The sequence below is a fragment of the Stenotrophomonas sp. 01N47 genome, from assembly GCF_056399165.1.
The window spans coordinates 123,800-145,588 of record NZ_JBFTQU010000006.1 but is presented as its reverse complement, the minus strand read 5'-3'; the positions used below and the strand labels follow the sequence as shown (position 1 = coordinate 145,588).

20 protein-coding genes are annotated in these 21,789 nt (G+C 66.5%); 13 read left to right on the top strand and 7 right to left on the bottom strand.

The window, feature by feature from the left end; translation table 11 throughout:
* The first annotated feature begins 131 nt into the window (after positions 1–131).
* Genes AC1DKR_RS14195 through AC1DKR_RS14180 form a run of 4 tightly spaced genes read left to right on the top strand, consistent with a single transcriptional unit; the run spans position 132 to position 2,441 of the window.
* Positions 132–1,079: a hypothetical protein gene (locus tag AC1DKR_RS14195; protein ID WP_223496890.1), complete on the top strand. Its 948-nt coding sequence runs from the start codon at positions 132–134 to the stop codon at positions 1,077–1,079.
* Positions 1,072–1,620, top strand: coding sequence for a GTP-binding protein (locus AC1DKR_RS14190; RefSeq protein WP_312786994.1), 549 nt, complete (start codon positions 1,072–1,074; stop codon positions 1,618–1,620). The genes AC1DKR_RS14195 and AC1DKR_RS14190 overlap by 8 nt, the downstream gene beginning before the upstream one ends.
* On the top strand, positions 1,613–2,029 hold the full coding sequence (locus tag AC1DKR_RS14185; protein WP_478033297.1) for a roadblock/LC7 domain-containing protein: 417 nt from the start codon (positions 1,613–1,615) through the stop codon (positions 2,027–2,029). The genes AC1DKR_RS14190 and AC1DKR_RS14185 overlap by 8 nt, the downstream gene beginning before the upstream one ends.
* A 52-nt stretch (positions 2,030–2,081) precedes the next feature.
* Positions 2,082–2,441 (top strand): hypothetical protein, encoded by a 360-nt coding sequence (locus AC1DKR_RS14180; protein WP_025878601.1) that lies wholly within the window; start codon positions 2,082–2,084, stop codon positions 2,439–2,441.
* Between the two features lie 63 nt (positions 2,442–2,504).
* On the opposite strand, the gene AC1DKR_RS14175 is transcribed toward AC1DKR_RS14180, so the two are convergent.
* On the bottom strand, positions 2,505–3,251 hold the full coding sequence (locus AC1DKR_RS14175) for a KilA-N domain-containing protein (RefSeq protein ID WP_025878602.1): 747 nt from the start codon (positions 3,249–3,251) through the stop codon (positions 2,505–2,507).
* 177 nt (positions 3,252–3,428) lie between these two features.
* Here AC1DKR_RS14175 and aceK point away from each other — a divergent pair, with 177 nt between their 5' ends.
* Positions 3,429–5,159, top strand: a complete 1,731-nt coding sequence (gene aceK / locus AC1DKR_RS14170; protein ID WP_478033296.1) for a bifunctional isocitrate dehydrogenase kinase/phosphatase — start codon at positions 3,429–3,431, stop codon at positions 5,157–5,159.
* A 65-nt stretch (positions 5,160–5,224) separates the two neighbouring features.
* Entirely contained in the window at positions 5,225–6,100 is an 876-nt protein-coding gene (locus AC1DKR_RS14165) for an energy transducer TonB (protein ID WP_312786992.1), read from the top strand.
* A gap of 58 nt (positions 6,101–6,158) precedes the next feature.
* Here AC1DKR_RS14165 and AC1DKR_RS14160 read toward each other — a convergent pair whose 3' ends face one another.
* The 3 genes from AC1DKR_RS14160 to trxA form a co-directional block, all read right to left on the bottom strand.
* A complete protein-coding gene (locus AC1DKR_RS14160; RefSeq protein ID WP_478033295.1) occupies positions 6,159–7,733 on the bottom strand; it encodes a sensor domain-containing diguanylate cyclase in 1,575 nt (524 codons plus the stop codon).
* A gap of 223 nt (positions 7,734–7,956) precedes the next feature.
* Positions 7,957–9,729: a transcription termination factor Rho gene (gene rho / locus AC1DKR_RS14155; protein ID WP_428703956.1), complete on the bottom strand. Its 1,773-nt coding sequence runs from the start codon at positions 9,727–9,729 to the stop codon at positions 7,957–7,959.
* A gap of 229 nt (positions 9,730–9,958) precedes the next feature.
* Positions 9,959–10,288, bottom strand: coding sequence for a thioredoxin (gene trxA / locus AC1DKR_RS14150; protein WP_025878607.1), 330 nt, complete (start codon positions 10,286–10,288; stop codon positions 9,959–9,961).
* A gap of 512 nt (positions 10,289–10,800) precedes the next feature.
* Between trxA and rhlB the strand changes: the two genes are divergently transcribed.
* The 6 genes from rhlB to rpoH all read left to right on the top strand — a co-directional run bounded on the left by rhlB (position 10,801) and on the right by rpoH (position 16,989).
* Positions 10,801–12,531, top strand: coding sequence for an ATP-dependent RNA helicase RhlB (rhlB, locus tag AC1DKR_RS14145; RefSeq protein WP_223496880.1), 1,731 nt, complete (start codon positions 10,801–10,803; stop codon positions 12,529–12,531).
* Between the two features lie 119 nt (positions 12,532–12,650).
* Complete coding sequence (gene ftsE / locus AC1DKR_RS14140) at positions 12,651–13,337, top strand: cell division ATP-binding protein FtsE (protein ID WP_025878609.1); 687 nt, start codon at positions 12,651–12,653, stop codon at positions 13,335–13,337.
* Between the two features lie 2 nt (positions 13,338–13,339).
* Positions 13,340–14,287: a permease-like cell division protein FtsX gene (gene ftsX, locus AC1DKR_RS14135; RefSeq protein WP_223496878.1), complete on the top strand. Its 948-nt coding sequence runs from the start codon at positions 13,340–13,342 to the stop codon at positions 14,285–14,287.
* Between the two features lie 7 nt (positions 14,288–14,294).
* Positions 14,295–15,137 carry a response regulator gene (locus AC1DKR_RS14130; protein WP_025878611.1) on the top strand — a complete coding sequence of 281 codons (843 nt, stop codon included), beginning with the start codon at positions 14,295–14,297 and terminating at the stop codon, positions 15,135–15,137.
* Complete coding sequence (ung, locus tag AC1DKR_RS14125; RefSeq protein ID WP_312108806.1) at positions 15,134–15,859, top strand: uracil-DNA glycosylase; 726 nt, start codon at positions 15,134–15,136, stop codon at positions 15,857–15,859. Before AC1DKR_RS14130 ends, ung begins: the two co-directional genes overlap by 4 nt.
* A 254-nt stretch (positions 15,860–16,113) precedes the next feature.
* Positions 16,114–16,989, top strand: a complete 876-nt coding sequence (gene rpoH / locus AC1DKR_RS14120) for an RNA polymerase sigma factor RpoH (protein WP_100462199.1) — start codon at positions 16,114–16,116, stop codon at positions 16,987–16,989.
* A 135-nt stretch (positions 16,990–17,124) separates the two neighbouring features.
* Here rpoH and purD read toward each other — a convergent pair whose 3' ends face one another.
* From purD to purH, 3 genes are read right to left on the bottom strand one after another with little or no spacing between them, the layout of a single operon-like run.
* Positions 17,125–18,408 carry a phosphoribosylamine--glycine ligase gene (gene purD / locus AC1DKR_RS14115; RefSeq protein WP_478033294.1) on the bottom strand — a complete coding sequence of 428 codons (1,284 nt, stop codon included), beginning with the start codon at positions 18,406–18,408 and terminating at the stop codon, positions 17,125–17,127.
* Between the two features lie 58 nt (positions 18,409–18,466).
* Complete coding sequence (locus tag AC1DKR_RS14110) at positions 18,467–19,345, bottom strand: hypothetical protein (protein ID WP_312786524.1); 879 nt, start codon at positions 19,343–19,345, stop codon at positions 18,467–18,469.
* Between the two features lie 17 nt (positions 19,346–19,362).
* Positions 19,363–20,946 carry a bifunctional phosphoribosylaminoimidazolecarboxamide formyltransferase/IMP cyclohydrolase gene (gene purH / locus AC1DKR_RS14105; protein ID WP_025878616.1) on the bottom strand — a complete coding sequence of 528 codons (1,584 nt, stop codon included), beginning with the start codon at positions 20,944–20,946 and terminating at the stop codon, positions 19,363–19,365.
* A gap of 213 nt (positions 20,947–21,159) precedes the next feature.
* Here purH and AC1DKR_RS14100 point away from each other — a divergent pair, with 213 nt between their 5' ends.
* On the top strand, positions 21,160–21,780 hold the full coding sequence (locus AC1DKR_RS14100; RefSeq protein WP_478033293.1) for a CDP-alcohol phosphatidyltransferase family protein: 621 nt from the start codon (positions 21,160–21,162) through the stop codon (positions 21,778–21,780).
* Positions 21,781–21,789 lie beyond the last annotated feature (9 nt).

The window sequence follows — 21,789 nt, the reverse complement described above, 5'->3', positions numbered from 1 at the left end:
GTCGCAGAACGGACGCATGCATATTCACCACTGCCACCAATATGAGCAGTCGATCACGACGATGGCGGCAAGCCATGGCCTAGCCTTGGCGATGCGAGACCGCCGGGGAGGTGGTCGCACGGGGAACACGGATGGCACGCGTGCTCGTAGTGGGAACCGACATCCAGGGCGAACAGGCCCTGCTGCAGAGGCTGCGGCTGGCCTCGGCGTTGCCGGACGGGCAGATCCGCCGCAGCCAGGACCTGGACGACTGCGATCTGCTGGTGATCCGCGATACGCCGGCGCTGCGCAACGCGGCACTGCGCATGCGCCAGCAGCGCCCGCGCCTGCACTGTTGGATCGAGGACCTCGGCGGCCAGTTGCGCGAAGGCGATGGCGGCCAGGACGTACTGGATGATGGCGCGATAGGACGGGCGCTGCGCGGCATGCAGGCCGGCACCGAGGCGACGCCGATCCGCCTGGCTGACGGCGCGCATGCGATCACCCGCCTGCTGCGCGAGCGGCTGCCATCGCGGCAGGGCCAGGCGCTGCTGGGCGAGGGCGCAGAGCCGCTGCTGCTGCTGGATCTGGAGCAGGACCAGGCGGTACTGCTGCACGAACCGGCCACGGTGCTGGTGGAACGGCTGGCGCAGGGCTTCGAGCACCTGTATCTGGATGCGCTGCTGCCGGCGCAGCTGCAGGCACTGGCGGGTGACCGCACGCGACTGCCGTTGCGTCCGTTGCTGTGGCAATGGGCGCAGCGCAGCCGCCACTGGCAGGCGTTGGATGAGCGCCTGCGCGGGGCGTCGGTGAAGCTGCTGCGCTGGCCGGACTTCCGCGTGCTCGGCCACGATCACGATGGCTTCCGTCTATGTTCGCTGCTGCTCAAGCGTGCCTGCACGGTGGACGAATGCGCGATGCTGCTGGATCTTCCCGCCGCCGCCGTGCGCGATTTCATCCACGCCGCCTACCTGTGCGGCTATGCGCAGCTGCAGGTCGCACCTGCAGTACCGCTGGCGGGTGCGCGTGCCAGCACTGCCGACAACGGCCTGCTCGCACGCCTGTGGCGCACGCTGCGCGGGAGTGATCGCGATGCGTGAGCACAAGGTGGTGGTGCTCGGCGGTATGGGCAGCGGCAAGTCGACATTGGTACGCAGCATCGCCGCCGGTGCGGTGGTCGACACCGACGTAGCCAACAGCGACCGCGCGGGCGCCGACAAGGCTTCGACCACGGTGGCGCTGGACTACGCCGACATCGACCTGCCCAACGGCGAGAGGCTGCGCCTGTATGGCACGCCTGGCCAGCAGCGCTTTGATTTCCTGTGGCCGATCCTGCTGCAGGGTGCGCGCGGTGCGGTGTTGCTGCTGGATGCGCGCCGTGCCGGGGTGGCCGCTGAGCTGGACGCCTACCTGCAGGTGCTGCGCCCGTTCGGTCCGGCATTGGCCCTGGTGGTGGCGGTGACCCATCTTGACCAGGTGCCGGCAGCGGCACTGGATGACTGGGCCGAGCGCGCCCGGCTCGATGGCCAGCCGCTGCCGTTGCTGGCGGTGGATGCCCGCGATCGCGAACAAGGACTGCTGCTGATGGACGTACTGATGGGCGAAATGGAAGCGCATGCACTGGTGGCCGCACATGGCTGATGGACAAGGCGCGCCGTTGCCGGACGCGCAGCAGCGCGAGCGCCTGCAGCCGTTGCTGCAGGACCTGCAGCAGCGGGTGGAAGGGGGGCGGACCGTGGTGCTGGCCAGCGTAGATGGCTTTGCCCTGGTCAGTGCTGGTGCGGACGGGCGCGGCGAACGCCTGGCGGCGATGACCAGCGCGATGCTGGCCCTGGCCGCAGCAGTGGGGCGCGAACTGGCACTGGGCGATCTGCAGACACTGATGCTGGAGGCCGCCGGTGGCAAGGTGCTGATGCTGGCCATCCAGGCCGAGGGGCGAGCGCCGCTGCTGCTGATGGCGGCCTGCGACCAGCGCAGCGTGATCGGCCAGGTGCTGTGGCAGAGCAGGGAATGTGGCCAGGCGATCCTGGCCGAACTCAGCGGATCGTGAGCCCGGCCGCAGGGCAACGAGGGGCTCGAATCAACATTGAGAGGGGTGTAACGTGGCTGGATTGAATGATTCGTTGACTGCACTGATGGGTATCGATGGCGCGCAGGCCGTGGCGCTGGTCGACTACGAAAGCGGCATGCTGCTGGGCGAGGCCGGTTCGGGCATGGACATGGAAGTGGCGGCCGCCGGCAACACCGAAGTGATCCGCGCGAAGATGAAAACCGCCGCCTCGCTCAACCTCAACGATGGCATCGAGGACATCCTGATCTCGCTCGGCAAGGCGTATCACATCATGCGCCCGGTGGCGAAGAAGAAGGGCCTGTTCTTCTACATCGTGCTGGACCGGACCAAGTCCAACCTCGCCCTGGCGCGGCGCAAGGTGCAGGACGTGGAGGCCGAACTGGCGATCTGAGCCGGCTCGATGGGACCGATCCCTGGTGCTGCACGGCAGCCCAGGGATCGGTCCGCTGTGACGTCATGTCGAAGGCAGCAGAAGCGTGCGTACGAAGGTCAGCGCCTGCCTGTCGCGCGCAGCAAAGTATCTGGGTGCATGCAGTGGGAGCCAGGTTTCGTTGAAGTGCCGGCGAAAGTCTTCGTAGAGCTCGTTCGGATAGAGCTTTGCCTGCACGTTGCGGCCGTCTGGATAGCTGTGCTCATAGGTGTCGAAGGTGTTGGGATCGATGCCCTTATGATCGCGCAGCCACTTGCAGAACAGCCGGCCCTCGGAGATGTCCGGCACCAGCTCCTGCGGCAGCGTATAGCCCGCCTGCTCCAGTGGCGCGATCAGGTTCAGGGTCAGCTCGTTCAACATCGAGAAATGCGTGTAGGGCACTTTCGAGCGGTTCTGCATGTAGCGCTCGATGTGGGCGGGCATGACGGCGTTCGCCCGGCCCTGCTGCCATTCCACGACCCATTGCGACACCTTCACCGCGAATTTGCGTGACAACCATTGGCCGAGATTGATGGCAAGGTAAGGGTGGATCCAGGTGCCCTGCATCGCCGCATTGCCCCCGGACACCACATGGATGAGCTGGTCCTCCGGGAGGCCGGTCTGCAGGGTCAGCTCCTCGATGAACTCACCGGTGGATTTCAGCGACCGATAGTCCGACCAGCGCTTGCCCACTGACTGGCAGAGCGCCGTCGCGCTGATGTAGCCGTCGCGTACCCGTTGCGGGATTACGTTGCCTTCCTCCATGCGTGGGATCAGGGTCATTTGCTGCATGCGTCACCTCATGCCGTTATGGGCCTGAAAGAGTAGGCGATGCAGCCGCCCGGGGTCTGTAGGAATGGTTGCGTTTGTCTGGTTCTCTGAGGCAGCAGCAGCCGAGCGTGGCTCGGCTCTACACAAGCTACCCCACGCCAGCGTATGGTGAGATCGGTTTCCCCGGATACGTCGTGCATGGCCGATCCTGTCACTGCAACCGAACTGGCGCCGCGCATCGCCGACGCCATCCGCGATGGTTTCGAGCAGTATCACGCCCGCTTCGCCGCGATCACGGCGCGTGCCCGGGTGCGTTTCCAGCAGCGCGACTGGGCGGCGGCGCGCCACGATGCGGTGGAGCGCATCGCCCTGTACGACCAGTGCATCGCCGAGCAGATGGATGCGCTGCGGCGGCTGGCCGGTGACGCCATCAGCGAACGCGCGCTGTGGCTGCAGGTGCACGCGCACTTCAGCGCCCTGCTGCAGGGCCTGATCGACGCCGAGCTCTACAAGACCTTCTACAACACCCTGTCGCGGCGGCTGTTCGCCATCCGCGGTGTGGATCCGGAAGTGGAGTTCATCGCCTTCGATGTCGAGCCCTCCGATGCGATCACCCATCCGGTGGCGCGGCACACCTACGCGGTATCGCCGACGCGGCCGGTCGAGGCGCTGCAACGGGTGCTGGCCGACTACCGCTTCGATGTTCCGTATGCGCACCAGCTGCGCTGTGCCGCCGCCATCGCCGTGCGCCTGCAGGACGATCTGGCGCACTGGGGCGACACGCCGGTACGCAGCATCGAACTGCTCGATACCGTGTTCTACCGCGAGCGTCGCGCCTATCTGGTCGGGCGCGTGTTCGGCGAGCACCGCTTCTCGCCGTGCGTGATCGCGCTGGTCAACGACGACCGGGGCCTGCGCGCCGATGCCGTGCTGACCCGGCGTCGCGATGTGGCCCATCTGTTCGGCGTGTCGCGCAGCTATTTCCAGGCCGACCTGGGCACGGTTGGCGATGCGGTGGTGTTCCTGCGCAGCCTGCTGCCGGGCAAGCCGATCGACGAGATCTATACCGTGCTCGGACGCGCCAAACAGGGCAAGACCGAGCGCTACCGGACGTTCTTCCGTCACTTCAATGAGCACCCGAACGAGCGTCTGGCGCATGCCGAAGGCACGCCGGGCATGGTCATGGCGGTGTTCACCCTGCCCAGCTACCCGCTGGTGTTCAAGCTGATCCGCGATCGTTTCGCCTGGCCCAAGACGATGTCGCGGCAGCAGGTGGAGGAAAAGTACGCCCTGGTGTTCAACCTCGACCGCGTCGGTCGCCTGCTTGACGCACAGCCCTACCGGCACCTGCGTTTCCCGCGCGAACGCTTTGCCCCGGCGTTGCTGGACGAGCTGCTGCAGCAGTGCGCGCAGAGCGTGCGCGTGGATGGCGAAGAGGTGGAGATCGCGTTGTGCTACGTGCAGCGTCGCTTCCGGCCATTGAATCTCTATCTGCGCGAACAGGCTGGCGAGGCCGTGCGCGCAGCGGTACTCGACTACGCGCAGGCGATCACCGACATGGCGCGCAACAACATCTTCCCCGGTGACATGCTGCCGAAGAACTTCGGCGTGTCGCGCCACGGCCGTGCCGTGTTCTACGACTACGACGAGTTGTGCCTGGTCAGCGACTGCGTATTCCGGGCCTGGCCCAAGCCAAGCTCCGCAGAGGAAGCGATGGCTGATGAGCCTTGGTTCCATGTCGGTCCGCGCGACGTCTTCCCCGAGCGGTTTGGGCCGTTCATGGGCTTGCCGGCGCAGGAACTGGCAGCGGTGCGCGAGCACTATCGCCATCTGTTCGATCCCGCCTGGTGGCAGGGACTGCAGGCGCGCTTTGCGGCGGGCGATTATCCGGACACGCCACCGTACTCGGCTGCGCAGCGGTTGGCGTGATTGGTCGTGCCGACTGCTAGGAACTCGGGTAATCTCGGCACTTTCATCACCAAGGATCGGCAATGATGCGTTCTTCTCTTTTCCTGGCACTGGCCCTTGCGGTGTCTGGCGGTGCAGCCCTGATCGATACCGCCGATGCGCAGACCGCGCGCGAGGTACGCAGGCAGGCCGAGGCCAGCATGACCCTCAGCGGCGTCATCGACATCGGCCGCGAAGGCCAGGTTGAAGGGTTCCAGCTCGATCACCGCGAGAAGGTTGATGCTGGCGTAGCGGGGTTCGTCGACAAGGCGGTGCAGAGCTGGCGATTTGAGCCGACGCTGGTCGACGGCAAGCCGATGCCTGCCCGTACTACCGTCCACCTGCGTCTGATTGCCGGCAACATGGAGGGCAACAGCATGCAGGTACGGGTGGTTGATGCGCGCTTCGGCAAGCTCGGCGGATCCAGTGCGCCGAGCACCGATGACGTCACCGCAGCGAAGACGCGCGCACCGGTCTACCCACCACAGGCGGCATCGATCCGCGGGCAGGGCACTGTCATGCTTCTGGTCAAGGTGGGGCGTGATGGCAAGGTAGCTGACGTAATTGCCGAGCAGACCAACCTGACCGTGGTCGGTCCCGAGCGTACGATGAACCAGCTGCGCGACGTGCTTGCCAAGGCCAGTGTCAGGAGCGCCCGCGAATGGACCTTCAACCCGCCCACTACCGGCGAGGGCAAGGACCGGGACTTCTGGACCGTGCGCGTGCCGGTCAATTATTTCTTCGACAAGCAGAGCGAGCGTTACGGCCGCTGGACCGCGTACATTCCCGGTCCGCGCCAGCAGGCGCCGTGGAAGACCGGTGAGGAAACCCAGATCGCCGGAACCGATCTGCTGCCCGAAGGCGGTGTGTACATGGTGGGTCGTGCGCAGGAAGGCCCGCGCCTGCTGACCCCGCTGGGATGATGCGTGATTGCGGGATGCACCGGGCCTGCCCCGGCGCATCCCGCTGGAATCGATGTGCTCAATCGGCGTGCGGGTACACCACCACCCGGTTGCGGCCCTGTTCCTTGGCCAGGTACAGGGCCTTGTCGGCCAAGCGCAGTGCCTGTTCCGGATCGGTATGGAAACTGGGGAAGTGGGCCACTCCCAGTGACACGGTGATGGTGCCCACCGGAGCGAACGGTTCGTCGGCGATGGCCTGGCGCAGGCGCTCGCCGGTCTGCCGGGCCGCTTCGATGCCAACGCCCGGCAGCAGCACCAGGAACTCCTCGCCACCGGCGCGGCACAGCACGTCGGTCTCGCGCGAATGGCGGCGCATCTGTTCGGCGATATGCACGATGGCCGCATCACCGACGTCGTGACCGTGGCTGTCGTTGATCGACTTGAAGCGGTCGATATCCAGCGTCAGGATCGCAAACGGCAGGCCCTGCGCCTGCAGTGCGTCGAGCGCCTGCTGCAGTCCGCGACGGTTGAGCAGGCCGGTCAGCGGATCGGTGCGGCTGGCCCGGTTGAGCGTGCCGATCCGATCCTGCAGCGCACTGAAGCTGTACAGCACGGCCTGTTTCAGCTGCGCCACTTCGAAGTACCAGGCGCGGATGCCATTGACGTGGCTGATCGCATTGCCGGTGTCTTCGCCGTCCTGCACGTTGCGCGCCAGCTGCCACAGCGGCAGCGAAATGCGGCGGGCGAACCACCAGGTGATCAGCAGCGACAACACGCCCAGCGGAATGGCATTCCAGATCACCGCCGACATCAGGCGTGACAGTGGCTGCAGCGTCGCCTCGGTCGGGCGCTGCGCGACGATGCCCCAGCCGGTTGCCGCCACGGGCGCGTAACCGGCCAGCATCGCCACCTGGTGGTTGTTGCGCACCTGCTGCGCACCGCGCTGGCCGCGCATCACTTCCCTCACCGCCGGGTTGTTCAATGCGTAGGTGCCCACTTCCTTGGGGTTGTTGTGATAGATCAGACGGCCATGGCGGTCCACCACGTACAGGTAGGAACCATCGCGGTAATAGTGCGTACCCAGCAGCGTATTGAGTGCACTGCGCTGGCGCAGGTACAGCGTGCCGCTGACATAGCCCCGGTACTGGCCGCTGCGGTCGAATACCGGGTGCGAGATCGAGATCAGCAGCTTGCCGGTGGCCGACTGGTAGGGATCGCTGATCATCGGCTGGCGCCGTTCCAACGCTGCCTTGTTGCCAGCGCTGCGCAGGATCTCGCCCTGCAGCTGCAGGCTCTGCGGCGAGGTCGCGATCACCCGCCCGTCGTTGGCCACCACCAGAGAGGAGTTGAAGCTGCTGGACTGCAGCTGCAGGCGACGGGCCTCATCCTGCGCCTGGGTCGGATCCATGTCGCTGTTGCCAAGCCGGGTGGCGGCATAGGCCAGCTGCTGCTGTGCGGCCAGCAGGAAGTTCTGCGTGGTCTCGGCCAGCTTGGTGGCGTACACGCGGTTGGCTTCCAGGGTGTTGCCCACCAGCTGGTCGCGCTGCACGCGATAGCTGGCAAGCAGCGTATTGGCCAGGGCGATGACGGCGCTGAGCAGGGCCAGGGCAAGGATCAGCTTGCCCAGGTTGAGCCGGGGGGACAGTGTGCGCATGCGGTTGAAGGATCGGGCAGGGCTGGACCCGCCGGATCCTCCGGATGGGGCAACAGCGGGAATCGGCGGCCCGGCCAGCACGGTCGGGGCGGAGAGTCAGGCATTTGTCCCGCAGATTATCGCCAAATCACAGGGCCGCGAAGTGAAGCCGTTGGTCCTGCCGCCATCCAAAGAAAAAGCCCCGCACTGCGGGGCCTTTCCGTATTCCATCAATGCCGCGCGATCAGCGCTTCATCGAACCGAAGAACTCGTCGTTGGACTTGGTGTTCTTCATCTTGTCCAGCAGGAATTCCATCGCCGTCATTTCATCCATCGGATGCAGCAGCTTGCGCAGGATCCAGATCTTCTGCAGCAGCTCCGGCTCGATCAGCAGGTCTTCGCGGCGGGTGCCGGAACGGTTGATGTCGATGGCCGGGAACACGCGCTTTTCAGCGATGCGACGGCTCAGGTGCACTTCGCTGTTGCCGGTGCCCTTGAACTCTTCGTAGATCACCTCGTCCATCTTCGAGCCGGTATCGACCAGCGCGGTGGCGATGATGGTCAGGCTGCCGCCTTCTTCCACGTTGCGCGCAGCACCGAAGAAACGCTTCGGGCGATGCAGGGCGTTGGCGTCCACACCACCGGTCAGCACCTTGCCCGAGCTCGGCACGACGTTGTTGTAAGCACGTGCCAGGCGGGTGATCGAGTCGAGCAGGATCACCACGTCCTTCTTGTGCTCGACCAGGCGCTTGGCGCGCTCGATGACCATTTCGGCCACCTGCACGTGGCGCGCGGCCGGTTCGTCGAAGGTCGAGCTGATGACTTCGCCGCGCACGGTGCGCTGCATTTCGGTCACTTCTTCCGGGCGCTCGTCGATCAGCAGCACGATCAGGTGTACGTCCGGATGGTTGGTGGTGATGGCCGTGGCGACCTGCTGCATCATCATCGTCTTGCCGGCCTTCGGCTGGGAAACGATGAGCGAGCGCTGGCCCTTGCCCTGCGGTGCCATCAGGTCGAGGATGCGGCCTGTGATGTCTTCCGACGAACCGTTGCCGCGCTCCAGGGTGAAGCGGCGACGCGGGAACAGGGGGGTCAGGTTCTCGAACAGCACCTTGTTCTTCGATGCTTCCAGCGGCTCACCGTTGATGGTGTCCACGATCGACAGCGCGAAGTAACGCTCGCCGTCCTTCGGGAAGCGGATGCGGCCCGACAGATGGTCGCCGGTGCGCAGGTTGAAGCGGCGGATCTGGCTGGGCGAGATGTAGGTATCGTCCGGGCCGGCCAGGTAGCTGGCCTCGGCCGCGCGCAGGAAGCCGAAGCCGTCCGGCAGGATTTCCAGCACGCCGTCGGCGGCAACGCCGTCGCCGTGGCGGGTCAGCACCTTCAGCAGCGCGAAGATCACGTCCTGCTTGCGGGCACGGGCCACGCCTTCGGAAATCTGCAGCTGCTCGGCGATCTCCAGCAGCTTCTGGGCCGGCATGCGCTTGAGGTCGCTCAGCGAATAGACCGGGAAGCCCTCGGGCACGTTGGCGTGCGGACGCGGTACGAACGGCTGCTGTTCGCCGTTGTCGTTCGGCATGCCGTCGTCGCGGAAGCGACCGCCGTTGCCACCGCCACCACCGCCGCCGCCGCCGCCATTGCGATCACGGTCGCGGCGGTTGCGGAAACGGTCACGGCGGTTGCCTTGGCCTTGCTGGCCCTGCTGGCCGCCCTGGTTGTAGGGGTTCTGGTTCTGGCCACCGCCCTGGTTGTTCTGGCGCGCCTGGCCGGATTCGCGGCCCTCGCCACCTTCGCCGCCGCCATTGCTGGCAGGGGCCTCGGCGGCAGGCGCGCTCGGCGTGGAAGGCGCTGCGGCCGGTGCCGGCGCTTCGGGCGCGGCTGTCAGCGGCAGGGCAGGCTGCGCCGGAGCGCTGGTTTCGGCGGCGGCCGGAGCGGCAGCCTTGGTTACGCGGGCTTTGCGCACGCGCTTTTCGGCGGGCGCATCAGCGCTACCGGTTTCGGGAGTGTTATCGGACAAGAGCGTTATTCCTCGCTTGAAGGTGCGAGCGCCCGGCTGGGGCGGCGAACATTGGGAATGGGTCTGGAAGAAACTGCGTCCAGAAGATGCGGCACGCGAACGCGGCCGGATGTGCCGACACTATCATCGGCCCGCGGCGCCACGCAAGGGGCGCCGGATACGGTATTCAGTCAGGCGCCGGGGCGCCCGCCCGGCAGCCGTGGAAAACGGCTGCCGGTCACCCGCAGGATCAGGCCAGGGCCTTGTCCAGCAGGCCGGCCAGCTGGGCCTTGCCAACGGCACCAATCTGCTCGCCGACCTTCTCGCCGTCCTTGAAGACGACCAGGTAGGGAATCGAACGCACGTGGTACTTGGCGGCCAGGGCGCGGTTGTTGTCCACGTTGACCTTGGCGATCTTGGCGCGGCCCTGGTAGGCATCGGCCAGTTCGTCCAGCGCCGGGGCGATCATCTTGCAGGGGCCACACCATTCGGCCCAGAAATCGACCAGCACCGGTTCCTTGGAATTCAGCACGGCGCTATCAAAGTCGGCATCGCCGACGTGTACAACCTTGTCGCTCATCTTGGTTTCTCGTCTTGGATTGCACCCGGCCAGGCCGGAGGTGGGTGAACTGGGCCATGCCCGGTGGCGTGACCCTCGTCGTTGCCTCGCGGCGGACTGCCACGGTGCGTTCGGCGGGATGCCTGGACGCTCACGGCCGGCAGTGTACCCCTATCGCAGGGCGGGGACAGATGCTGGTTGGAACCCAGCGTATCGTGATCGGGGCTGAGCCCGGTATGTGTCCGATTTCACTGTCCATGGCAGAAATGGGGGTGCTGGCGCGGTAGGCCATGGGTGCATGCGCTGCTGTTCAAGCGCGGTACTGCGGGGTGAAGAGGTGCGTCTCCGTGAGTCCTGAGACGCCCAATCCCGGTTTGCTGGCCCGAGTGCGGTAAACTGGGGCATTGTGCGGCGCGCGGACCCGAGGGGTCCCGGCCAGCCCGACCCGCCGCAGGGGCCGCAGTTTGCGACGGAGCCCCAGACAGATTTCAGTGCCGCCGCCCGCAGGTGCGTGGCCATACCAAGACGGACACATGAGCGACAAACCGCTGACCGATTTGACCTTTTCCTCCTTTGATCTGCATCCGGCCCTGCAGGCCGGTCTTGAAGGAGCCGGATTCACCCGCTGCACGCCCATCCAGGCGCTGACCCTGCCGGTCGCGCTGCCCGGTGGCGACGTCGCCGGCCAGGCCCAGACGGGCACCGGCAAGACGCTGGCCTTCCTGGTCGCTGTCGTGAACCGCCTGCTGACCCGCCCGGCACTGGCTGATCGCAAGCCGGAAGACCCGCGCGCGCTGATCCTGGCCCCCACCCGCGAACTGGCCATCCAGATCCACAAGGATGCGGTCAAGTTCGGTTCGGACCTGGGTCTGCGTTTCGCGCTGGTCTACGGCGGCGTTGATTACGACAAGCAGCGCGAGATCCTGCAGCAGGGCGTGGACGTGATCATCGCCACCCCGGGCCGCCTGATCGACTACGTCAAGCAGCACAAGGTGGTGTCGCTGCACGCCTGCGAAATCTGCGTGCTGGACGAAGCCGACCGCATGTTCGACCTGGGCTTCATCAAGGACATCCGCTTCCTGCTGCGCCGCATGCCTGAGCGCTCCACCCGGCAGACCCTGCTGTTCAGCGCCACCCTGAGCCATCGCGTGCTCGAGCTGGCCTATGAGCACATGAACGAGCCGCAGAAGCTGGTGGTCGAAGCCGAGACCATCACCGCCGCGCGCGTGCGCCAGCGCATCTACTTCCCGGCCGACGAAGAGAAGATTCCGTTGCTGCTGGGCCTGCTGTCGCGCAGCGAAGGCGCGCGCACCATGGTCTTCGTCAACACCAAGGTGTTCGTCGAGCGCGTGGCCCGTTCGCTGGAGCGTTCCGGCTACCGCGTAGGCGTGCTGTCCGGTGACGTGCCGCAGAAGAAGCGCGAGAGCCTGCTCAACCGCTTCCAGAAGGGCCAGCTGGAAATCCTGGTGGCCACCGATGTGGCCGCCCGCGGCCTGCATATCGACGGCATCAAGTACGTCTACAACTACGACCTGCCGTTCGACGCCGAAGACTACGTGCACCGCATCGGCCGTACCGCCCGCCTGGGCGAGGAAGGCGATGCCATCAGCTTCGCCTGCGAGCGCTATGCGATGGGCCTGCCGGACATCGAGGCCTACATCGAACAGAAGATCCCGGTCGAAGCGGTCACCAGCGAGATCCTGACTTCGCTGCCGCGCCCCGAGCGTGCCGCACCGGCACCGGGCGAGGAAGGCGACGAGAACGAAAGCGTCGGCCAGATCTTCCGCGAAGCACGCGAAGCGCGTGCCGCCGAGGAAGAGCGTCGTGGCGGCGGCCGTAGTGGCGGTCGTTCCGGCAGCAGTGCTGGCGCCGGCCGTGGTGGCCGTGATGGCGAGCGCAGCGGCGAACGCCGTCCGCGTGGCCCGCGCAAGCCGCGTGTGGAAGGCGAGCAGGTAGCCGCCGCCGCAGTCGAAGGTGCGGTGACGGCTGAAGCTGCTGCCGTGCAGGCCCCGCGTCCGCCGCGCGCTGAAACTGCGCCGGAAGGTGCGGTGGATGGCGAGCGCAAGCCGCGCAAGCGTCGTCGTCGTCGCCACGGCCGTCCGGTCGAGGGCGCCGAAGGTGTGGCAAGCAACGCCGGCAACGGTGCCAGCCCGGTCACTCCGGTGCAGGTGGTGGCCAAGCCGGTGCGTACCAGCGCCGATGCCGGCGACTCGTTCCTGACCCGTATCGGCCGCAAGATCCGCCGGATGCTGTCCGGCAGCTGATCGGTGCGGTAGCACCCGACCGTTGGTCGGGTGGCTTTCGGGGCGTGCCGGCCAACGGTCGGCACCCACCATCGCCCCGGCATCTCCACGCCGTCGCGCCGGTCCTGCATAATCGGGGCATGAGTGTCCTGCGCTTCGACAATGTCAGCAAACAGTACGCCGGTGGCCACGAAGCCCTGACCGATGTCAGCTTCGAGGTCGCGCCGGGCGAAATGCTGTTCGTCACCGGTCACTCCGGGGCGGGCAAGAGCACCCTGCTCAAGTTGATCCACCTCGACGAGCGGCCCAGCCGCGGCGCGGTGATGTTCGACGAGCGCAACCTGCTGAAGGTGCGCGGCGGCGATGTGCCGCGGCATCGACGCGCGGTCGGCGCGGTCTACCAGGACCACCGCCTGCTGATGGACCGCTCCATCGCCGAGAACGTGGCCCTGCCGCTGATCCTGCGCGGTACCCGCCGTGGCGACATCAACAAGCGCGTGCGTTCGGTGCTCGAGCGCATGGGCCTTGGCCACCGCGAGAAGGCGCTGCCCTCGCAGCTGTCGGCCGGTGAGCAGCAGCGCGTCGGCATCGCCCGGGCGATCGTCGGCGAGCCCAAGCTGCTGGTGGCCGACGAGCCGACCGGCAACCTCGATCCAACCCTGGCGGCCGAGATCATGTCCCTGTTCGCCGAGCTGCCTGCGCGCGGCACCAGCGTGCTGGTGGTCAGCCACGACCTGCCGCTGCTGCGCCACATGCGCAAGCGCGTGCTGATCCTCGACCACGGCCGGCTGGTGGACGACATCTCGCCGCAGGATCTGGCGGAGTAACCATGGCCAAGAACGAAAACACCGAAGCCGCTGCGCCGTCGCGCCTGGGCGTGTGGTTCCAGCATCACGTGCACAGCGTGGTGTTCAGCCTCGGCCGCGCCTGCCGCAAACCGTGGGCGACGCTGCTGACCGTGATGGTCATGGCGCTGGCCCTGGCGCTGCCGCTGGGCCTGTCGATCGCGCTGGACAACCTCAAGCAGTTTGCCGGCAGCGTGCAGCAGTCGCGCGACATCAACGTCTTCCTGAAGGCCGACGTCGACGGCCCCGGTGCGCTGCGCCTGGCCGGTGAACTACGCGATCGCCCGGACGTGGCCAGTGTCACCGTGCGCACGCCGGATCAGGGCCTGGAGGAGCTGCGCCAGGCCGGCCTCGGCGAAGCCATCGACGCACTCAACGACAACCCGTTGCCCTCGCTGCTGGTGGTCACCCCTGGCCAGGGCCAGGACGATGCGCGGCTGGCGCGCGCGCTGGAGAGCCTGCCCGGGGCAGACCTGGTCCAGCACGACGCGTTGTGGCGCCAGCGCCTGGATGCCTGGCTCGCGTTTGGTGCGCGGCTGGTGCAGGTGCTGTCGGTGCTGCTCGGCGCCGGTGCCGCGCTGGTGGTCGGCAACACCGTGCGCCTGGACATCCAGGCCCGCCGCGAGGAAATCGGCGTGCTGCAGCTTCTCGGCGCCAGCGATGGTTTCATCCGCCGCCCGTTCCTGTACCTGGGTGCCTGGTATGGCCTGGGCGCCGGTGCGGTCGCGTTGGGCCTGATCGGCATTGCCGGTGCCGCCCTGCGCGCGCCGTTGGCCGAGCTGTCGCGCAGCTACGGCAGCCCGTTCGTGCTGCATGGCCTGGACCTGCTGCATGGCAGCCTGGTGCTGCTTGGCACCCTGTTGCTGGGCTGGCTGGGTGCATGGCTGGTGACCGGTCACTTCCTCCGCCAGACCCGCCCGACAGACACCTGAGACCGGCATGCAACCGCAAGCGCTGAAGCACCTTGAAGGGCCCGCGACGCGGGTGATGGTGGTTGACGGTTCCAAACTGGTACGCAAGCTGATTGCCGACGTCCTGCAGCGCGATCTGCCGGGCGTGGAGGTGATCGGCTGCGACAGCATCGAAGACGCACAGCATGCGCTGGCGCAGGGCCCGGTCGATCTGGTCACCACCTCGTTGACCCTGCGCGATGGCGACGGCCTGGCGCTGGCGCGGATGGTGCGCGAAGCGGCAGGGCAGGCCTATGTGCCGGTGATCGTGGTCTCCGGCGACGCCCAGCAGCACCTGGAGCAGCGCCGCTTCACCGAGTACGTCACCGACTATTTCGACAAATCGCTGGGCCACGAGGCCCTTGCGACGTTCGTGCGCGGCTACGTGCAGCCGCAGACCATTCCCGGCGCGACCATCCTCTACATCGAGGACAGCCGGGTGGTGGCCGAGGCCACCAAGCGCATGCTCGAGCGCCAGCAGCTCAACGTGATGCATGTGGTCAGCGCCGAAGAAGCGTTCACCCTGCTGACCGCCGAATCGCTGGGGCGCAGCCGCCATCGCATCGACCTGGTGCTGACCGATGTGACCCTGAAGGGAGAGCTGAGCGGCCGCGACGTGGTGCAGCGCGTGCGCGTGGACTTCGGCTACGGCAAGCGCCGCCTGCCGGTGCTGGTGATGACCGGCGATGGCAATCCGCACAACCAGACCGGCCTGCTGCAGGCTGGCGCCAACGACCTGGTGCTGAAGCCGATCGAAGAGCGCCTGCTGATCACCAAGGTGCTGTTCCAGCTGCGGCTGGCCCGACTGAATGATGGACCCCTGTTGCGATGATCGATGAAGTAGTGGACACCCCGGCGATCCAGCTGGAACCGAGCTGGAAACAGCGTGTGGGCGATTACCTGCTGCAGCCGCAGATGCGCGAGCTGTCCAGCTTCCTGCGGCAGCGCAAGGCCAGCGGTGCGGCGGTGTTCCCGCCCGGCCCGCAGATCTTCGCCGCCTTCGATGCCACCCCGTTCGATCAGGTGAAAGTGGTCATCCTCGGCCAGGACCCGTACCACGGCCGTGGGCAGGCCCATGGTCTGAGCTTCTCGGTGCAGCCGGGCGTGCCGGTGCCGCCGTCGTTGTTGAACATCTACAAGGAAATCGAGGGTGACCTCGGTATTGGCCGTCCGGACCATGGCTGCCTGATTCCCTGGGCACAGCGCGGCGTGCTGCTGCTCAACGCGGTGCTGACGGTGGAAGAGGGCAAGGCCGGTGCCCACCAGGGGCGCGGATGGGAAGGCTTCACCGACCATGTGGTGGATGTGTTGAACCGTGAGCGCGAGGGCCTGGTGTTCATGCTCTGGGGCGCCTACGCGCAGCAGAAGGGCAAGGTGATCGATACCGGCCGCCATCGCGTGCTGAAAGCCCCGCATCCGTCGCCGCTGTCGGCCCACCGCGGGTTCCTCGGCTGTCGCCATTTCTCGATGGCCAACGAGTACCTGCAGCGCCGTGGCCAGGCGCCGATCGACTGGTCGCTGCCGCCGCGGGCGATGCTGTCGCCATCGGGCTGAACGGCGGGCAACGCTGCCCGGTATTGAATGGGCGAAACCGCCACCTGTTCAGCTCCCTTTGACCCCGAATGGCCGTGTTTTCTGGGCTAGTGGGTTGAATTCCAAGGGATTGTGTATCCCGAAAAGCGCGCTCGCCACTGTCATCAAATCGCGTTACGGTAGGGCTCTGTTTGGGACCAGTGTTTCATCAGTGGAATGCTGGAACTTTTTCCTCCTTTAGCAGTCCAAATCCCAGACTGCTAAGATGGGTGCCTATGAGCCAGAACACCTCTACTGCCCTTGTGGCAAACAATCTGCCGATTCCCAGTGCGCTCGGTTCGCTGGACGCCTATATCGGTGCCGTGCACCAGATCCCGGTGCTGTCGGTCGATAACGAACAGGACCTGGCCCGTCGCTTCCGCGACGGCAACGATCTGGACGCTGCCCGTGAGCTGGTGCATTCGCACCTGCGCTTCGTGGTGCACGTGGCCCGCGGTTACAACGGCTACGGCCTCGCGCTGGGCGACCTGATCCAGGAAGGCAACATCGGCCTGATGAAGGCGGTCAAGCGCTTCGACCCCGACATGGGCGTGCGCCTGGTGTCCTTCGCCGTGCATTGGATCCGTGCCGAGATGCACGAGTTCATCCTGAAGAACTGGCGCATCGTGAAGGTCGCCACGACCAAGGCGCAGCGCAAGCTGTTCTTCAACCTGCGCAAGTCGAAGAAGCGCCTGGGCTGGATGAACGCCGCCGAAGTCACCGCGGTGGCCAAGGACCTGAACGTGTCCGAGCGCGAGGTGCTTGAAATGGAATCGCGCCTGTCCGGCCGCGATATCGGTTTCGATGCGCCGACCGATGAAGACAACGACCACGCGCCGCCGTCGCCGGCTGCGTATCTGGTGGCCAATGACGAAGATCCGTCGATGGCCTACGAGCGCGAGGACAGCGAAGACAACCAGATGCAGCTGCTGCGCGAAGGCCTGGCGGAACTGGATGCGCGTTCGCGCGACATCATCCGCCGCCGTTGGCTGGATGCGGACAGCAAGGTGACGCTGCAGGAACTGGCGGACGAGTACGGCGTATCGGCCGAGCGTATCCGCCAGGTCGAAGCGAACGCGCTGAAGAAGATGAAGGCGCTGTTCACCGCTTGAGGCGATGAAGCGTTTGAGTAATGGAAAGGCCCGGCATTGCCGGGCCTTTGCTTTTTCCGAGGTATTCAATCCACGCATGGCGTGGATCTACTTCGCGATCCAGTAGATCCACGCCATGCGTGGATCAGCGCGGTCTTAGTTTTCGCGTGCGATCGCCCGCCAGCCGATGTCACTGCGGTGGAACTCGTTGGCCCAGGTCACCTTCGCCACACCCGCATACGCGTTCGCCTGCGCGTCGCGCACGCTGTCGCCCAACGCCGCCACGCACAGCACGCGGCCACCGGCGCTGAGCACCTGGCCCTGCGCATCCAGCGTCGTTCCTGCATGGAACACCTTGGCCTTTGCCGGCACTTCATCCAGGCCGGAGATCACCTCGCCGGTGATTGGCGTTTCCGGGTAAGGCTTGGCTGCCAGCACCACGCCGAGCGACGGGCGCGGATCCCATTGCGCTTCCACCTGGTCCAGGCGGCCATCGATCGCCGCTTCCACCAGCTCCACCAGGTCCGACTGCAGGCGCAGCATCACCGGCTGGGTTTCCGGGTCGCCGAAACGCACGTTGAACTCGATCACCTTCGGCGCGCCGCTGGCATCGATCATCAGGCCCGCGTAGAGGAAACCAGTGAACGGTATGCCATCGGCGATCATGCCCTGCACGGTCGGGTTCACCACCTCGCGCATCACCCGGGCATGCACTTCAGGTGTCACCACCGGGGCCGGCGAGTACGCACCCATGCCGCCGGTGTTCGGACCGGTGTCGCCGTCGCCGACGCGCTTGTGATCCTGCGAGGTGGCCATCGGCAGTGCATGCACGCCATCGACCATCGAAATGAAGCTGGCCTCCTCACCGTCGAGGAATTCCTCGATCACCACGCGCGCGCCGGCATCGCCGAAGGCGTTGCCCGAAAGCATGTCGCGCACCGCGTCTTCGGCTTCGGCGAGGGTCATCGCCACGATCACACCCTTGCCGGCGGCCAGGCCGTCGGCTTTGACCACGATCGGCGCGCCCTTCTCGCGCAGGTAGGCCAGTGCCGCGTCCACCTCGGTGTGCACCGAATAGAACGCGGTGGGGATGTTGTGGCGTGCCAGGAAGTCCTTGGCGTAGGCCTTGCTGCCTTCCAGCTGCGCGGCTGCCGCCGTCGGCCCGAAGATGCGCAGTCCGGCGGCGCGGAAACGGTCGACCACGCCGGCCACCAGCGGTACTTCCGGGCCGACCACGGTCAGCGCCACGCCTTCGGCCTGGGCCAAGGCAAGCAGGCCATCGATGTCGGTGACCTTCACCGCGACGTTGCGGCACTTGTCTTCGTTGGCGGTGCCGGCATTGCCGGGCGCGACGATCACTTCGGTGACACGGGAGGACTGGGCCAGCTTCCATGCCAGGGCGTGTTCGCGGCCGCCAGAGCCGATGACAAGTACGTTCATCACGAGATTCCAGATTGCGTGGGAAGGGAAGGTCGATAGCCCCGGCGGCGCGCGTGGTTCACTCGCAGCCTTCGCGTCGCAGTGATTCGGGGAAGGAGTAGGTCCAGGACTTCGGGTCCAGGATGAAGCGATGCTCCTGGCGCATCCGCTTGCCGCCGCAGGTGTTGCCGGTTTCCTCGATCAGCAGTGGCCAGACGCGCGCACTGCGGTCGCTGTCGTCGAAACGCAGTGCGAAATCGATGCTGAAGCGGCGGGTGCGGCAGTCTTCGGCGGTATCGGGGTCGGCGGCCGCGTCGACGTTCTCGCATTCGTACTGGGCGTCGTTGTCGATGTGGCTGCGCACGTTGCCGGTGCTGGTCAGGCCTTTCGGGCCCGGCAGGACCAGGGTCTGCGAGAGCAGCGAGAAGCCCTGGCCGAACCAGCCATCCTCGACTCGGAAGCCGTAGAAATCGCTGCCGGCGCGGATGATGCTGGCGGTGCCGGGCTGGCCACCACTGCCGAAGCGCTCGCCGGTCAGTTCGCTGGTTACCCCGAAGCCATCGCCCTTGGGCTGCAGCACGAAGAACTCGATCGTTCCCGGGTCGATATGCGCACCATCGACCAGCGCACCGCACACCGCCAGTAGTTGTTGCCAGCTGTCACCGGTCACCACCGGTTGCTCGGCGCAGACCTGCCAGTCGATCGCGCGCGTTTCATCGTCCTGGGTCCAGCTGCCGCGCCATTGGCCGGAAAGCTTGGCGTCCTTGCCGTAACGCCCGGTCAGGAACGCCTGCAGACGCGCGGTGCGACTGACATGCGCTGCCGGTTCGCTGGCGGCGGGCTTTGCCGCATCTGCCTGCGGGGCAGATGCGGGTTCGGCAGCCGGCTTGCAGCCGGCCAGCAGGGCCGTGCCAGCGAAGGCGAGCACGGCAAGCGGTTTCAAAGAGACTGCAGACATCCGTGTCGCTCCAGCAATCAGTGGCGGAAGTGGCGGACGCCGGTGAACACCATGGCCAGGCCATGTTCGTCGGCGGCAGCGATGACTTCAGCATCGCGCATCGAACCGCCCGGCTGGATCACCGCCTTGATGCCGGCGGCGGCAGCGGCGTCGATGCCGTCGCGGAACGGGAAGAACGCATCGGAGGCCATCACCGACCCTTCGACCACCAGGTTCGCATCGGCGGCCTTGATGCCGGCGATGCGCGCCGAGTAGACGCGGCTCATCTGGCCGGCACCCACGCCGATGGTGCGGTTATCCTTGGCGTAGACGATCGCATTGGACTTCACGAACTTGGCGACCTTCCAGGCGAACAGCAGGTCGGTGAACTGCTTGTCGGTCGGTGCCAGCTTGCTGACCACCTTCAGTTCGTCGCGGGTCATGCCGCGGTTGTCCGACGACTGCAGCAGCAGGCCGGAGCCCACGCGCTTGTTGTCGAAGTTGTTCAGGCCGTCGCCGTGCGGGATGCGCAGCACGCGCACGTTGGCCTTCTTCTGTGCGTATTCCAGCGCGGCCGGTTCGTAGTCCGGCGCAATCAGGACTTCAACGAACTGGCGGTCCAGGATGACCTGCGCGGTGGCTGCATCGAGCGGCTTGTTGAAGGCGATGATGCCGCCGAAGGCGCTGGTCGGGTCGGTGGCGTAGGCCAGCTCGTAGGCATCGCCGTTGCCGGCGCCAACGGCCACGCCGCACGGGTTGGCATGCTTGACGATGACACAGGCCGGCGCGTCGAACTGACGCACGCATTCCCAGGCTGCATCGGCATCGGCCAGGTTGTTGTAGCTCAGTTCCTTGCCCTGCAGCTGCTGGAAGGTGGCCAGCGTGCCCGGCACCGGATGCAGGTCGCGGTAGAACGCGCCGCTCTGGTGCGGGTTCTCGCCGTAGCGCAGGTCCATCACCTTCACGAAGGTGGAATTCATCTGCGCCGGGTATTCGGCGCGCACCGGCACGGCGGCGTCGGTGGCGGTGACCGCCGACAGGTAGTTGCTGATCGCCGCGTCGTACTGGGCAACGCGGTTGAATGCGGCCACCGAGAAAGCGAAACGGGTGCCGGCCGACAGCTGGCCGTCGTTGGCATCCAGCGAGGCCAGCAGTTCGGCGTACTGCGACGGGTCGGTGGCCACCGCCACGCGGGCGAAGTTCTTGGCCGCCGAGCGCAGCATCGCCGGGCCGCCGATATCGATGTTCTCCACCGCATCGGCCAGGGTGCAGTCGGCCTTGGCGGTGACCGATTCGAACGGGTACAGGTTCAGCACCAGCAGGTCGATGGCACCGATGCCGTGCTCGGCCATCACCGCGTCGTCCAGGCCGGAGCGGCCCAGCAGGCCGCCATGCACCATCGGATGCAGGGTCTTGACCCGGCCATCCATCATTTCCGGGAAGCCGGTGACCTCGGCGACGTCCTTCACGGCCAGGCCCGCATCGCGGATCGCCTTGGCGGTACCGCCGGTGGACAGCAGCTCCACGCCGCGCGCAGCCAGCGCGGTGGCCAGCTCGACCAGGCCGGTCTTGTCGGAAACGGAGAGGAGGGCCCGGCGGACGGGCAACAGATCAGCAGTCATGGGGACAGGGCAATCGGCAGCGGAGCAGGGCCGATATTGTAGGCGGTGGGGGCCGGTGGCGGGCGCTGGTAGGGAGAATTGGCAGGCGCAGACCCCCGTCGCGGTCCGCTCGGCAGCGCCTGCATGGACCGGAATTAGGAGCAATCCGATATGTGGCGCTGTCGCAATCAGGTAGGCTGTGGCCGCACTGCCAAGGATTAGCGGGTTCAGATCGTGTCGATCTATGCATTGAAAGGACGTTTCCAGGACCTGCTGCGTCCGGCCGTACACGGCCTGTACCGCATGGGCGTCACCGCCAACGCGGTGACCGTGGCTGCGGCCGTGGTCTCGCTGCTGGTGGCTGCCGCCGTGTGGTACTGCGCCCCCGCCCAGCCGCTGCTGTATCTGGCGCTGCCGCTGTGGATGCTGCTGCGCATGGCCCTCAACGCCGTCGACGGCATGCTGGCCCGCGAGTTCGGCCAGCAATCGCGGCTGGGCGCCTATCTGAACGAGTTGTGCGATGTGATCGCCGACGCGGCGTTGTACCTGAGCCTGCTCAGCGTACCGGGCGTGCGTGCGGAGGCACTGTGGCTGCTGGCCTGGGCCGCCGCGCTGAGCGAGTACGCCGGCGTACTGGGTTTGATGGTCGGCGCCAGCCGCCGCTATGACGGCCCGATGGGCAAGAGCGACCGCGCGTTCGTGATCGGCGTGCTGGGCCTGCTGCTGGCGTTTGGCTGGGCAGGTGCGACCGTGCTCAGCGCGGTCGCCGCACTGGCCGCACTGCTGTGTGTGCTGACGATGGCCCGTCGCGTACGCCAGGGATTGAAGGAAGCCGCGGCGACACCGCAGCGGTAAACACAACAA